Raw genomic sequence first — 13,046 nt, 5'->3', positions numbered from 1 at the left:
CCAACCGTTGTAGGAGCCGGCTTGCCGGCGATGGCGGTTTCGGACAGGGCGCTCGTCTGGCGGGCCTCATCGCTGGCAAGCCAGCTCCTACAGAAAAACAAATGCCCAACCGTTGTAGGAGCCGGCTTGCCGGCGATGGCGGTTGCGGATCGGGCGCTCGTCTGGCGGGCCTCATCGCTGGCAAGCCAGCGCCTACAGAAAAACAAATGCCCAACCGTTGTAGGAGCCGGCTTGCCGGCGATGGCGGTTTACGAGGTTTTTTGGGTGGGCTCCTTGATTTTGTACCAGGCCACGTACAGCGCCGGGAGGAACAGCAGGGTCAGCAGGGTGGCGACGATGATCCCGCCGATCATGGCGTAGGCCATCGGCCCCCAGAACACTTCCCGGGCAATCGGGATCATCCCCAGGCTGGCCGCTGCGGCGGTCAGCAGGATTGGTCGGCGACGGTGTTCCGTGGCTTGCACCACCGCGTCCCAGGGCGAATAGCCGTCTCGTTCGAAGGCGTCGATCTGGGTCACCAGGATCACCGAGTTGCGGATGATGATGCCGATCAGCGCCAGAATCCCGAGGATCGCCACAAAGCCCATGGGCGTGCCGGTGGGCACCAGCGCCAGGACCACGCCGATCAACCCCAGGGGGCCACGCTGGCCACCAGGAACAGCTTCTGCACGCTGTGCAACTGGATCATCAGGAAGGTGGCCATTAGGAACAGCATCAATGGCACCACCTTGGCAATCGGTCCCTGGGCCTTGCCGCTTTCTTCCACGGTGCCGCCCGTGGCCACCGAATAACCGGCCGGCAACTGCGAAGCGAACTGCTCGATCGCCGGCTTCAACTGCTTGACCAGGTCCGTGGGCTGGATCTCATCGCGCACCGCAGCCTTGATGGTGATGGTCGGCTTGCGGTCCCGCCGCCAGACCAGTGGCTGCTCCAGTTCGTACCGCACCGTGGCAAACGCCAGCAGCGGAATCGAGGTGCCGCTGGGGGTGACGATCTGCAGGTTCTGCAAGGTTTCCGGGCTGCCGCGCTCGCTGTCGTCGGCGCGCCCGACCACGTTCACCAGGTAAATATCGTCGTCCACCTGGGTCACGGTGGAGCCGCTGACGATGCCGTTCATCAGCTTCGACACGTCCTCGGAGGACAGGCCCAACTGCCGCGCCTTGTCCTGGGCGATGTCGATGCGCAGGACTTTGCCGGGCTCGTTCCAGTCGTAGATGATCTCGCCGATGTGCGGGTTGCGGTCCAGCTCGGTGGCCAGGTCGATGGCGTGCTTGCGCACCAGGTCGATGTCCTTGCCGCTGACCCGGTACTGGATCGGCCGCCCCACGGGGGGGCCCATTTCCAGGGCCTGGACGTAACTGCCGATGCCGACGAAGTCCTCGCGCAAGCGCTGCTGTAAACGTTGGGTCAGGGCCGTGCGCTGCTCCAGGCCTTTGCTGACGATCACCAGCTGGGCGTAATAGGGGTTCTGCAGTTGCTGATCCAGGGGCAGGTAGAAACGGATCGCACCCTCACCGATGTAGGTGCTCCAGCGCTCGATGTCCGGATCGTCCTTGAGGGTCGCCTCCAGGCGGTCCACCGCCAGACGGGTCTCGTTGATCGAGGCATTCTGCGGCAGGTTGAGGTCGACGAGGATTTCCGGGCGGTCCGAGGACGGAAAAAACTGGTTCTGCACAAAGCCCATGCAGAACACCGAGGCCGCGAACAACAGCACGGTGATGCCGATGGCCCACCAGCGGTTGCGCATGGCCCACAGCAAGCCGCCATTGAATGCCCGGCCCACCCGGCCCGGCTCTTCGGAATGGGGTTTCACCTTGGCACTGAGGATGTGAATGCCGATCACCGGAGCGAACAGCACCGCCACCACCCAGGACACCAGCATCGCCACGGCAATCACCGCGAACAGGGTGAAGGTGTATTCGCCGGCCGAGCTGGCGTTGAGGCCGATCGGCACAAATCCGGCCACGGTCACCAGGGTTCCGGTGAGCATGGGGAAGGCCGTGGAGGTGTAGGCGAAGGTCGCCGCTTGCTCCTTGCTCTCGCCCATTTCCAGGCGCGTGACCATCATCTCCACGGTGATCATGGCGTCGTCCACCAAGAGCCCAAGGGCGATGATCAGGGCGCCCAGGGAAATGCGCTGCATGGTGATGCCGCTGTACTCCATGAACACAAACACCATGGCCAGCACCAACGGGATCGAGCAGGCCACCACCAGGCCGGCCCGCACGCCGAGGCTGATAAAACTCACCACCAGCACGATGATCACCGCCTCGAACAACGCGCTGGTGAAGCCGCCGACGGCCTCTTCCACCACCTCGGCCTGGTCCGACACCTTGTGCACGCCAACGCCCACCGGCAGGTCGGCGGTCAGCTCATCCATGCGCGCATGCAGGGCCTTGCCGAAGTCCTGGATATTGCCGCCCTTCTTCATGGCAATCGCCAGGCCGATGGCCGGCTGGCCGTTGAAGCGGAACAGCGGCGTCGAAGGGTCGACGTAACCGCGGCTGATTTCGGCAATGTCCGCCAGGCGATAGAAGCGGTCATTGAGCCGCAGGTTGACCGTGGCCAGGTCCTTCTCGGAGGCGAATTGCCCCGAGGTGCGCACGGAAATCCGCTCCGGCCCGGCTTCGATCACCCCGGCCGGGGTCACGGCGTTCTGCGATTGCAGGCTTTGCACCACTTGGCGCTGGTCGATGCCCAAGGCGGCGAGCTTGCGGGTCGAGAAGTTGAGGTAAATCACCTCGTCCTGCTCGCCGACCATCTCCACCTTGCCCAGGTTCGGCACCTCGCGAATCTCCGCCCGCACCTGCTCCACGTAGTCGCGCAGCTGGCGCATGCTCAGGCCGTCAGCGGTAAAGGCGTACACCGAACCGAACACGTCACCGAACTCATCGTTGAAGGCCGGCCCCTGCAGGCCCTGGGGAAAGCTGCCGCGGATATCGTCGATCTTCTTGCGCACCTGGTACCAGATCTCGGGGATGTCCTTGGCACTGGTGGTGTCGCGCAGGTAGACGAACACCGTCGACTCGCCGGGGCGGGTGTAGCTTTTCACGTAGTCGAGGGAGTCCAGTTCCTCGAGCTTTTTCTCGATGCGGTCGGTGACCTGCTTCAGGGTTTCTTCCTGAGTCGCACCGGGCCAGCGGGTCTGGATCACCATGGTCTTGATGGTGAAGGACGGGTCTTCTTCACGCCCCAGGTTCATGTAGGAGAACACGCCCATCAGCAGGGCGACGAACATCAAATACCAGACGAACGACTGATGTTTGATGGCCCACTCGGACAGGTTGAAGCTTCCTTTGCTGGCGGGCGTCATCACTGGCTGTCCTCGTCGATTTTGACTTTCTGTCCCGGTTTGAGGCTGTTGACGCCGGCACTGACGATGCGCTCGCCGGGCGTGGCGCCCTGGCTGATCAGGGCCGAATCGGCGTCGCGGCTGAGCACCGTGACGTCACGCGGGGCCACCGTCTGTTGCTGAGTGTCGATCACCCAGATGCGCGCCTTGCCGTCCACCTCCTGCAGGGCCGACAGGGGCAGCCGAGTGCGCGGTTCGATGGCTGAACTGAGGGTCACGCTGATGGCCGTGCCCAGGCGAAAGGCGTCCGGGGTGTCGAGCAGGGTCAGGCGCGCACGCCGGGTGCGGGTGGCGCTCTGGGCCTGGGGCTCGATCTCGCGCACTGTGGCGCGGGTGCTGATGCTCGGGTCCAACTGGGCCGCCACGGTGAACAGCACACCCTCCGGCAACTGGTCCACCAGGCTGGCCGGCAGGTCGATCACCGCTTCCTTGATGTCCGGCCGGGCCAGGGTCACCACCTGCTGGCCGGCGGTCACCACCTGCCCGGCCTCGGCATTCCAGGCGGTGACCACGCCGCCGTGGTCACTGCGCAATTCACTGTAATTGAGCTGGTCCCGGGCCTGGCTGACCGAGGCCTTGGCCTGGTCGAGGGAGGCGCCGGTGGTCTTCAAGTCAGTCAGGGCGATGTCCAGTTGGGCCTGGGCACCGACCCCGCGATCGAACAACTCCTGCTGGCGCCGGGCATTGGCCTGGGCGTTGATCCACTGCGCCTCGACCCGAGCCAGGTCGCCCTCGGCGGCGCGCAACTGGTTCTGCTGGTCGGTGGGGTCCAGGGTCGCCAGCAAGGCGCCCGGCTCGACTTGGGCGCCGACGTCCACATTGCGGTTGGCGATCCGCCCTGGCACGCGGAAGCCCAGGTTGGTTTCGTAGCGGGCCTGGATGTTCCCGGCAAAGCGCCCGAGGCTTTCCTCGGCTTCAGCCTTGACCTCCAGCGACAGCACCGGCCGCACCGGTTCCACGGCCGGCTCTTGCTTGGAGCAGCCGGCCAGCACGGCCACGGCGCACAGCAGCAGCGACAGGCGCTTCATGGCTTGGCTCCCTGGGTGCGGGCATCGTCGGCCACTTCGACCAACATGCCCGGGTGCAACAGTTGCCCACCGGCCACCACGACTTTCTCGCCGCCCTTGAGGCCGTCACCAATGATCACCTTGCCGGTCAGGTAGCGTGCCACCGTGACCTTGTGCAGCGCGGCCTTGCCGTCCTCGCCCACCAGCCACACCGCCGGGTCGCGCAGGTCCTTGGTCAGGGCCGACCAGGGCAGCTCGACGCTGGCCTTGCCCGGCACGCTGGCGGTGGCGCTGACCACCGAACCCAGGTCCATGCCCGGCGGCAGGTCGTGCAGGGCCACCTTGACCTGCACCGTGCCGCTCTCGGCCGACACCACAGGGGTGATTTCCCGCACCGTGCCGGTGGCCTTGATCGACGGGTTGTCCAGCAGGCTGACGCTGATGGTGGCGTCCTTGGGCGGGTCCACCAACAGCGATTCATACACGTTGAACACCGCGTCACGCTCGCCATCGCGGGCCAGGCTGAAGATCGGCACGGTGGCCTGCACCACCTGGCCGACTTCGGCCTGGCGCGCGGTAATCACCCCTGGAGCCTCAGCGACCAGGGCCGTGTAGCTCAGTTGTTCCTTGGCATTGGCCAGTTGCGCCTGGGCGGCGGTCAGGGCGCTCTGGCTGCTGCGCAGGGCCGCCTGGGCCGAATCGTATTCACTGCGGCTGGTGTAGCCCTTGGGCAACAGCTTTTGCTGGCGCACAAAGGCCGCGCTGGTCTGCTTGACCCGGGCCTGCTCGGCGAACACCGAGGCGGCGGCGGAATCGACGTTGGTCTGCAAGTCCTTGGGGTCGAGGCGGGCCAATACTTGCTGGGCGGAGACACGCTGGCCGACGTCCACCGAGCGCTGGATGATCTTGCCGCCCACGCGAAACGATAGCTCGGTCTGGACCCGCGCCTGGACGTCCCCGGTCAAGGTCACCGAGGGCGCGAAGTCGGTGGTGCTCACCGCTTGCACCCGAACCCGGGGCCGCTCTTTTTCCGTCGGTTTTTCTGCGCCGCAGCCGCCGAGCAGCGCCAACAGGCTCAGACCCACTGTCCACTTTGAAATAAGCGCAGCCATGCAGGCTCCTTTGCGTGAAGCTGTCGTGCCAAGTGAGGTTACGACTCTGAGCTTAGAACAGGGTTCAACCGCTGCACGAAGGCTTTTGGAGATTGCCGCGAAGCCCCCTGCGCGCCCCTGAAAGCGGCAGATTCAGGCACACTGCCCACCCTAGAAAAGGAGACCCGGGATGCTCAAGACCCTGGCGGTGGCCAATTACCGTTCGATCAACAAACTGGTGATTGGCCTGGAGCGGCTGAACCTGATCACCGGCCCCAACGGCAGCGGCAAGTCGAACCTGTACCGCGCCTTGCGCCTGCTGGCAGAGACGGCCCAGGGCGGCGTGGTCAACGCCCTGGCCCGGGAAGGCGGCCTGCAATCGACCTTCTGGGCCGGCCCGGAGAGCATCAGCCGACGCATGCGCAACGGCGAGGTGGCCATTGAGGGCGGCGGCCCGCGCAAGAAGGTCACCCGGTTGCGCCTGGGCTTTGCCGCCGAGGATTTCAGCTACGCCATTTCCCTGGGCCTGCCGGACCCACCACCGCCCATGAACCTCTCGGCCTTTGCCCTGGACCCGGAAATCAAGAAGGAATGCATCTGGGCCGGCCCGCTGTATCGCCCGGCCAGCCTGCTGGTGGGCCGCGCCGGGCCGATGATCCGTACCCGTGAGGGGCGCGACTGGGAGGTGATTGCGCAACACACCGCGACCTTCGACAGCCTGTTCGACCAGGTTGGCAGCCTGCGTTCGTCGCCCGAAGTCCTGCTGCTGCGGGAGAACATCCGTGGCTGGCGTTTTTATGATCACTTTCGCAGCGATGCCGAGGCCCCGGCGCGCCAGCCGCAACTGGGCACCCGCACGCCGGTGCTGCATCACGACGGCCGCGACCTGGCGGCGGCGCTACAGACCATTCTGGAAATCGGTGACCCCGAAGCGCTGCACGGTGCCATCAGCGACGCCTTCCCCGGCGCACGCCTGGAGATCGCCCGCCTGCAGGGCGGCCGTTTCGCCATTGAGTTCTATCAGGAAGGGTTGCTGCGACCGTTGTCGGCAGCGGAGTTGTCGGACGGCACCTTGCGCTACCTGCTGCTGGTGGCGGCCTTGCTGACCCCACGGCCGCCGACGCTGATGGTGCTCAACGAACCGGAAACCAGCCTGCACCCGGACCTGTTGCCGGCCTTGGCGCGGCTGATCAGCCGCGCCTCGACCCAGTGCCAGGTGTGGGTGGTGTCCCATGCCAGCCGCCTGATCGCGGCCTTGCAGCAAGACCCCGCGTGCAACTCCATCGTGCTGGAGAAGACCCTCGGCCAGACCGAATTGGTCGGCCAAGGGATGCTCGATGAGCCAGCGTGGCATTGGCCGGATTGAAGCGTCCCCGCCGGCCCCGATTGCCATGCCCCCCGTAGGAGCCAGCTTGCTGGCGAAAAGGCCCTCAAGCCCCGCACCGCCCTCACGGACGCCTTCGCTGGCAAGCCAGCTCCTACGCGGAGGGAGAAGGGGTCAGCCCTGCCACTTGCCGCCTTCGACAATCACGCTCTCGGGCTTGGTGTCGTCGCTCAGCTCTTTACGCACGTACTGGTCATACAGCTTGAGCAAGTACTGCTCTTCGCCCAGCTTGGCCAGTTCGGCGTTGACCCAGTCACGCAGCTCGATATTGCCCTTCTTCACCGCCGGTGCGATGGGCGCCTCGTCCCCGAGTTTCTGCTCCAGCACGCGGTAACCCGGGTTTTGCTTGGCCCAGCTGAACAGCACCAGGTTGTCTTGGGCGTAGGCATCGCCACGACCGTTGGCCAGGGCTTGCAGGGACTCGGAGTTTTTCTCGAACTTCAGCAGTTTCCAGTCCGGGTGGTTCTTGGTCAGCCAGACATCCGCCGTGGTGCCAGTGGTGACGATGGTGGTGCGGCTCGCCAGGTCATCCAGGCTCTTCACTTCGCTGGCGTTGGGCACCAGGGCCTGCACTGCGACCTTGAGGTTGGGGTTGGTGAATTCCACCGCTTCCTTGCGCTCCGGGGTCACGGTCATGTTGGCCAGGATCAGGTCGACCTTGTCGCTTTGCAGGAACGGAATACGGCTGGCCGGTTCTACGGCGACGAACTCCACCTTGTTCTCGTCGCCCAGCAGGTCCTTGGCGAAGCGGCGGCCGATATCGGTATCAAAACCCACGTAGCGCCCGGTTTCATCGACGAAACCGAACGGCGGCTTGTCGGTGAATACCCCGACAATCAACTTGTCCCGGGCCTTGATCTTGTCCAGGTAGCCGGCCGCCGGGGCGGCACTGGCGCTGGAGGCTGCCGGCTTGGGCGCCTCGGCGGTTTTATCGCAGCCGGCCAGCAGGGCCAGGCCGAACAGGGGGAGTAGTAACAGCGAAGACTTGGCAGTTTTCATGAGGGTTGCAGTTCCTGTGTAGGTGCTTTTCTAGGCAGTGCTTCAACGAAGGAGAACTTCTCCAGGAACTGCTGCGCGCGTGCGGTTTGCGGGTTCGTAAAGAAAGCCTCGGGGGTGTTTTGCTCAAGGATGCGTCCGGCGTCCATAAAAACGATGCGGTCGGCCACAGCCCGGGCGAAGGCCATTTCATGGGTCACGATCAACAGGGTCATGCCGTCCCGGGCCAGGCCCTGGATCACTTGCAGTACCTCCTTGACCATTTCCGGGTCCAGCGCTGCGGTGACCTCGTCGAACAGCATCACCTCGGGGTTCATGCACAGCGAGCGGACGATGGCGATGCGTTGCTGCTGGCCGCCGGACAGCTGGCGCGGGAATGCGTCGCGCTTGTCGCTCAGGCCCACCCGTTCCAGCAGGGCTTCGGCCTGGGCTTGGGCTTCGGCGCGCTGACGCTTCTGCACCTTGAGCGGGCCGAGCAGCAGGTTGGCGAGCACGCTCATGTGAGGGAACAGGTGGTAGCTCTGGAACACCATGCCGATCTGCTGACGTACCTGGCGCCAGTCGGTGTGCTTGTCCAGCAGCTCGCGTCCGGCGAAGCGCAACTGGCCGCTGTGGGCCGCCTCCAGGCCGTTGAGGCAACGCAGCAAGGTGCTTTTGCCGCAGCCGCTGGGGCCGAGGATGACAATCACCTCGCCCGACGCCACGCTCAGGTCGACCTCGTTGAGCACCTGGTGCTCGGCGAAGAATTTGTTGAAACCCTTGAACTCGATCAATGCGCTCATGCTTGCGTCCAGCGGCGCTCCAGCACGCGGGAAGCGGCCGACAGCGGGTAGCAGATAAAGAAGAAAAACAGGAACAGCACGCCGTAGATCAGCACCGATTCATAGGTGCGCTCGATGATCTGCTGGCCCACTTTGATCACGTCCACCACGCCGATCAGCACCGCCAGGGAGCTAGTCTTGATGATCCGCGTGTAGACGTTGATGGTCGGCGGCGTCATGCGCCGCAACGCCTGGGGCAGCAGCACATAGGCGTACAACTGAGCGCCGGACAGGGCGATGGACAACCCCGCCTCGCGCTGACCCCGGGGCAGGGAATGCAGGGCCCCGCGCACCACCTCTCCGACCTCGCTGGCGCCCCACAACGACAGCACCAGCACCGCGCACCAGAAGCTCGGAATGCTGATGCCGAAGAAGATCGGAAAGCCGAAAAACAGCAGGTACAGCCAGACCAGCACCGGGATCGCCCGGAACAGCTCCAGGTAAACCCGCAGCAGTGCATTCAGCCAGCGCCGCTCCAGGGTACGCAGCACGCCGTAGAGCACGCCGCCCACGGTGCTGAAGGCAATGCTGAGAAAAGAGATGGACAAGGTTTGTGCCGCGCCCTTGCCCAGTTGCGGCAAGGACACCAAGAGCAACTCAAGACCCGAACTGGCCATGCTGGAGCCTCCTTTCCAAACGGCTGAGCAACAGCGACAGGGGCAGGAACAGCAACACGCAGATCAGCGTCAGCACGGCGAGCATTTCGTAAGTCTTGTAGTACAGGGCGATGTAGCTCTTGGTGGTGTAGAGAATCTCCGGCACGGCCACCGCCGACACCACGGTGGTTTCCTTGAGCAGGAAAATGAAGTTGGCGAACAGCGACGGCAGGCTGAGGATCCCGGCCTGGGGCAGGATCACGTAGCGCAGCAACTGCCAGTGCGACAGGCCGATGGAGCGGCCCGATTCCAGCTGCGTCTGGGGCACGGCTTCGACACCGGCGCGCAACACCTCGGTGAGGTAGGCGCCGCCAAGAAAGGTCATGGTGATGATCGCCGCGGCAAACCCGGAAACCTTGACCCCCAACGCCGGCAAGGCGAAGTAGACGAAGAACAGTTGGATCAGCAACGGCGTGTTGCGGGCCAGCTCTACATAGAGGCCGACCAGGCGTTGCAGGTAAGGGGTGCGGAAAACCAGGATCGAGGCGTTGATCAGGGCCACCAGCAGGGACGTGCCGATGGCGATCAGCCCGACCTGCAGGGTCACGCCCACGGCTTTGAGAAACGCCGGCAGGGTGCTGAGGATAAAGGCGTAGTCGAAGGTCATTGAAAGTCCTGACGCCGCTGGGGTACAGCGGCGGTGGTGCGGTCCATTGGGCAGTGGGTAACCACCCGGCAAGCACAGACTTTAAAGGTATAAAAAGCAGAATTTAAATACCGTTAAAGCATATTGATATCACCCAAAAACCTAACCCTCGGATTTGCCGGGATGGCGCCGAGCGACTACTTTTTCTGCCGGGGCAGGCGGGATGTCTTGCCCCCGGGACACTCACAGGGATGATCGGCCAATGACTCAAACAAAGACGGCGCAACCTCTCGATGCTCAGGACCTGGTGAAGTGGCTGACGGCCTTGTGCCGGGCCCTCCAGCCCCCCGCCAAGCCTGTTTCCAGGCAATAAAAAACGCCGACGCTGTAACAGCCGTCGGCGTTTAAACCTTGAAGGGGTTTTACCTGTACAAGCGTAGTCGATCAGAACGCTGGCAATACTGCGCCGCTGTATTTCTTCTCGATGAAGGCTTTGACTTCAGGGCTGGTCAGGGCCTTGGCCAGCTTCTGGATTGCTGCGCTGTCCTTGTTGTCCGGACGGGCCACCAGGAAGTTCACGTACGGCGAATCCGCACCTTCGATCACCAGCGCATCCTTGGCCGGGTTCAGGCCGGCTTCCAGGGCGTAGTTGGTGTTGATCATGTCCAGGTCGACCTGGTCCAGCACACGCGGCAGCATGGCCGATTCAAGCTCTTTGAACTTGAAGTTGTGCGGGTTCTTGGCGATGTCTTTCGGCGTCGCCAGGGCGTTTTTCGGGTCCTTGAGTTCGATCAGGCCCGCCTTCTGCAGCAGGATCAGGGCACGGCCGCTGTTGCTGCCTTCGTTAGGAATGGCAATGGTCGCGCCGTCTTTGAGCTCAGCCAGGGACTTGACCTTCTTCGAGTAGCCGCCGAAGGGTTCGACGTGTACGCCGATCACAGTCACCAGGTTAGTGCCTTTGCCTTCGTTGAAGCTTTTCAGGTACGGCAGGGTCTGGAAGTAGTTGGCATCCAGACGCTTCTGGTCAACCTGGACGTTGGGCTGGACGTAGTCGGTGAAGACTTTGATTTCCAGGTCCACGCCTTCTTTGGCCAGGGTCGGCTTGATCAACTCGAGGATCTCAGCGTGGGGCACCGGCGTTGCGGCGACTACCAGCTTCTCGCCAGCCTGGGCCAGGCCCGCGGTCAGGGCTGCCGCCAGTGCGGTGAACAACAGAACCTTTTTCATGCAGTGTCCTTAATGTGTCGTGAACGACGGCTTCAATGAGAGTGCCAGTGAAGTGCTATCGCTGGCGTGGAGCGGAAGATACCGAGATTTTTTATTCCCGAACAATATCTTTTATTCACCTTCATATTCCATTTTGCTCATCTTCCACCCCCGTAGGAGCGGCCTCACCCTGTCATCTCAGGACAGGTCGATACCCTGCAACAATTGCTTCAGGCCTTGGCGCTCTGCCGCCGAACCACTCTCGGCCACTTGCCGCAGCAGCTGTTGAATCTGCTCCAAGGGCGCGGGCGCTTGGGGCAGGTTGAGGTGCTCCGGGAGGATTTCATCGCCACTGCTGACCAGCAAAGCGAAGTGAATGACGTTCTCCAACTCCCGGGTATTGCCCGGCCAGCTGTGGCCCTCCAGCAAGCGCTGGGCCGCTTCGCTGATCAGGGGCACCGGCAGGTCCAGGCGCTGGCTGTAGATCCCCAGGAAGTACTCCGCCAGGGATTCGATATCGCCAACCCGCTCGCGCAATGCCGGCAACTCCAATTGGCCCTCGCTCAAATAGTGATACAGCCGCTCGTGAAACTTGCCCGCCGCCACCGCCTGGGCCAGGTCGATGCTGGTGGCCGCCACCAGGCGCACGTCCACCGGGCTCGGTTGATGAGCGCCGACGCGGGTCACTTCGTGGTTTTCCAGGGCCGCCAGCAGCTTGGTCTGGATCGGCAGCGGCAGGTCGCCGATCTCGTCCAGGTACAGGGTGCCGCCGTTGGCCGAGCCGAACCAGCCGGCACGGCTGCTGGCCGATCCGCTGAAACTGCCGCCGGCATAACCGAACAATTCGGCATCGGCATAGGTCGGGCTGATGGCGCCGCAGTTCACCGAAACGAACAGGCCGCCACGGTCGCTGGCGCGGTGGATATGCCGCGCCAGCAGCTCTTTGCCGCTGCCGGTTTCACCCCGGATCAACACCGCCAGGGAGCGCGGTGCCAATTGCTCCAGCTCCTGGCGCAACTGCCGTGAACGTGGATCGACGAACACCAGGGCCTTGGCACGAATGCTCAGGGGGCTCTTGTCGGCGTCAGGAAAGGTCAGCAGTGGCTGGCCGAAAGACTCTTGCAAACTCATGGCAGGCTCCCGCCCCAAAGCGCCAGAAGACGGGGGCGTTAAACAAATAGGAAAAAATCAGGCGCGGCGCAGGGCGTGGTGCTCCATGCGGTTTTGCAGGCGATAGAGGTAAGCAAAGCCCTGCTCCCAGCGCTGGTGTCCGGACTTGACGTTGATATGCCCGGCACCGGAGAGGATCCCCGCTTCGGCGCCCCAGTTACGGGCCAACTCCAGGGCACGCGGCGCACTCACGGCGCTGTCGTTGTCGGAGCTGACCACTTGGCTGGGGAACGGCAGCAGGTCAGTGGGGATGGGCGCAAAATTGCGCAGGGCAGGCACGCAGGCAGGACGTTCGACGTCGCCGGGGCCACCAGCAGCGCGCCACGCACCTGGCGCAGGGCGCTGACCGGCGCATGGGCCGCCCAGTGCGCCACAGTGATGCAGCCCAGGCTGTGGGCGATGAGGATCACTGGCGTGCTGTCCGCGGCAATGGCTTCAGCCAGGGCGGCCACCCAGTCTTCACGACGAGGCGTCAGCCAATCGGCCTGTTCCACCCGTGCGCTGTTGGGCAGGCTGTTTTGCCAGTGGGACTGCCAATGATCTTCTGGCGATCCTTGCCAGCCCGGCACAATCAGGTAACGAATGGATTCATTGCGCATGGGAAACTCTCCTGCTGCGTGTCTGTTCCTGATCGAGTATAGGGACGGGATTTATATTCGTTAAGGAATAAGAAGCTATTTATTAAGACTCTAAAAGAATATACGACCCTTACCCACAACCGCCGTAGGAGCCGGCTTGCCGGCGATCAGGTCACCCAGCCTTGCACCGCCCTGGAGG

General features: G+C 63.6%; 9 protein-coding genes and 2 pseudogenes. 1 reads left to right on the top strand and 10 read right to left on the bottom strand.

Annotation, left to right across the window (positions count from 1 at the left end):
- Positions 1-248: 248 nt before the first annotated feature.
- From M1B35_RS20390 to M1B35_RS20380, 3 genes and pseudogenes are all read right to left on the bottom strand, one after another.
- Positions 249-3,313, bottom strand: a pseudogene (locus M1B35_RS20390) (efflux RND transporter permease subunit).
- On the bottom strand, positions 3,313-4,380 hold the full coding sequence (locus tag M1B35_RS20385) for an efflux RND transporter periplasmic adaptor subunit (protein WP_268262883.1): 1,068 nt from the start codon (positions 4,378-4,380) through the stop codon (positions 3,313-3,315). The pseudogene M1B35_RS20390 and the gene M1B35_RS20385 overlap by 1 nt, the downstream one beginning before the upstream one ends.
- Positions 4,377-5,471 (bottom strand): efflux RND transporter periplasmic adaptor subunit, encoded by a 1,095-nt coding sequence (locus M1B35_RS20380; protein ID WP_123328996.1) that lies wholly within the window; start codon positions 5,469-5,471, stop codon positions 4,377-4,379. Before M1B35_RS20380 ends, M1B35_RS20385 begins: the two co-directional genes overlap by 4 nt.
- A 169-nt stretch (positions 5,472-5,640) precedes the next feature.
- Here M1B35_RS20380 and M1B35_RS20375 point away from each other — a divergent pair, with 169 nt between their 5' ends.
- Positions 5,641-6,816, top strand: a complete 1,176-nt coding sequence (locus M1B35_RS20375) for an AAA family ATPase (RefSeq protein WP_268262882.1) — start codon at positions 5,641-5,643, stop codon at positions 6,814-6,816.
- 132 nt (positions 6,817-6,948) lie between these two features.
- Here M1B35_RS20375 and M1B35_RS20370 read toward each other — a convergent pair whose 3' ends face one another.
- The 7 genes and pseudogenes from M1B35_RS20370 to M1B35_RS20340 all read right to left on the bottom strand — a co-directional run bounded on the left by M1B35_RS20370 (position 6,949) and on the right by M1B35_RS20340 (position 12,868).
- Positions 6,949-7,833: a transporter substrate-binding domain-containing protein gene (locus tag M1B35_RS20370; RefSeq protein WP_268262881.1), complete on the bottom strand. Its 885-nt coding sequence runs from the start codon at positions 7,831-7,833 to the stop codon at positions 6,949-6,951.
- The gene (locus tag M1B35_RS20365) at positions 7,830-8,612 is read right to left on the bottom strand and encodes an amino acid ABC transporter ATP-binding protein (protein WP_123328990.1); all 783 of its coding nucleotides are present in this window, start codon (positions 8,610-8,612) and stop codon (positions 7,830-7,832) included. The genes M1B35_RS20370 and M1B35_RS20365 overlap by 4 nt, the downstream gene beginning before the upstream one ends.
- Positions 8,609-9,268 carry an amino acid ABC transporter permease gene (locus M1B35_RS20360; RefSeq protein ID WP_123328988.1) on the bottom strand — a complete coding sequence of 220 codons (660 nt, stop codon included), beginning with the start codon at positions 9,266-9,268 and terminating at the stop codon, positions 8,609-8,611. The genes M1B35_RS20365 and M1B35_RS20360 overlap by 4 nt, the downstream gene beginning before the upstream one ends.
- Positions 9,249-9,914: an amino acid ABC transporter permease gene (locus M1B35_RS20355; RefSeq protein WP_268262880.1), complete on the bottom strand. Its 666-nt coding sequence runs from the start codon at positions 9,912-9,914 to the stop codon at positions 9,249-9,251. Before M1B35_RS20355 ends, M1B35_RS20360 begins: the two co-directional genes overlap by 20 nt.
- 423 nt (positions 9,915-10,337) lie before the next feature.
- Positions 10,338-11,120 carry a MetQ/NlpA family ABC transporter substrate-binding protein gene (locus M1B35_RS20350; protein WP_123328984.1) on the bottom strand — a complete coding sequence of 261 codons (783 nt, stop codon included), beginning with the start codon at positions 11,118-11,120 and terminating at the stop codon, positions 10,338-10,340.
- Between the two features lie 177 nt (positions 11,121-11,297).
- The gene (locus M1B35_RS20345; RefSeq protein WP_268262879.1) at positions 11,298-12,230 is read right to left on the bottom strand and encodes a sigma 54-interacting transcriptional regulator; all 933 of its coding nucleotides are present in this window, start codon (positions 12,228-12,230) and stop codon (positions 11,298-11,300) included.
- A gap of 57 nt (positions 12,231-12,287) precedes the next feature.
- Positions 12,288-12,868, bottom strand: a pseudogene (locus tag M1B35_RS20340) (alpha/beta hydrolase).
- Positions 12,869-13,046: the final 178 nt, after the last annotated feature.

The sequence above is a fragment of the Pseudomonas morbosilactucae genome, from assembly GCF_023241665.1.
Lineage (GTDB): Bacteria > Pseudomonadota > Gammaproteobacteria > Pseudomonadales > Pseudomonadaceae > Aquipseudomonas > Aquipseudomonas morbosilactucae.
Note: the sequence above shows the minus strand (reverse complement) of the source record. Positions and strands in the feature narration are given on the sequence as shown.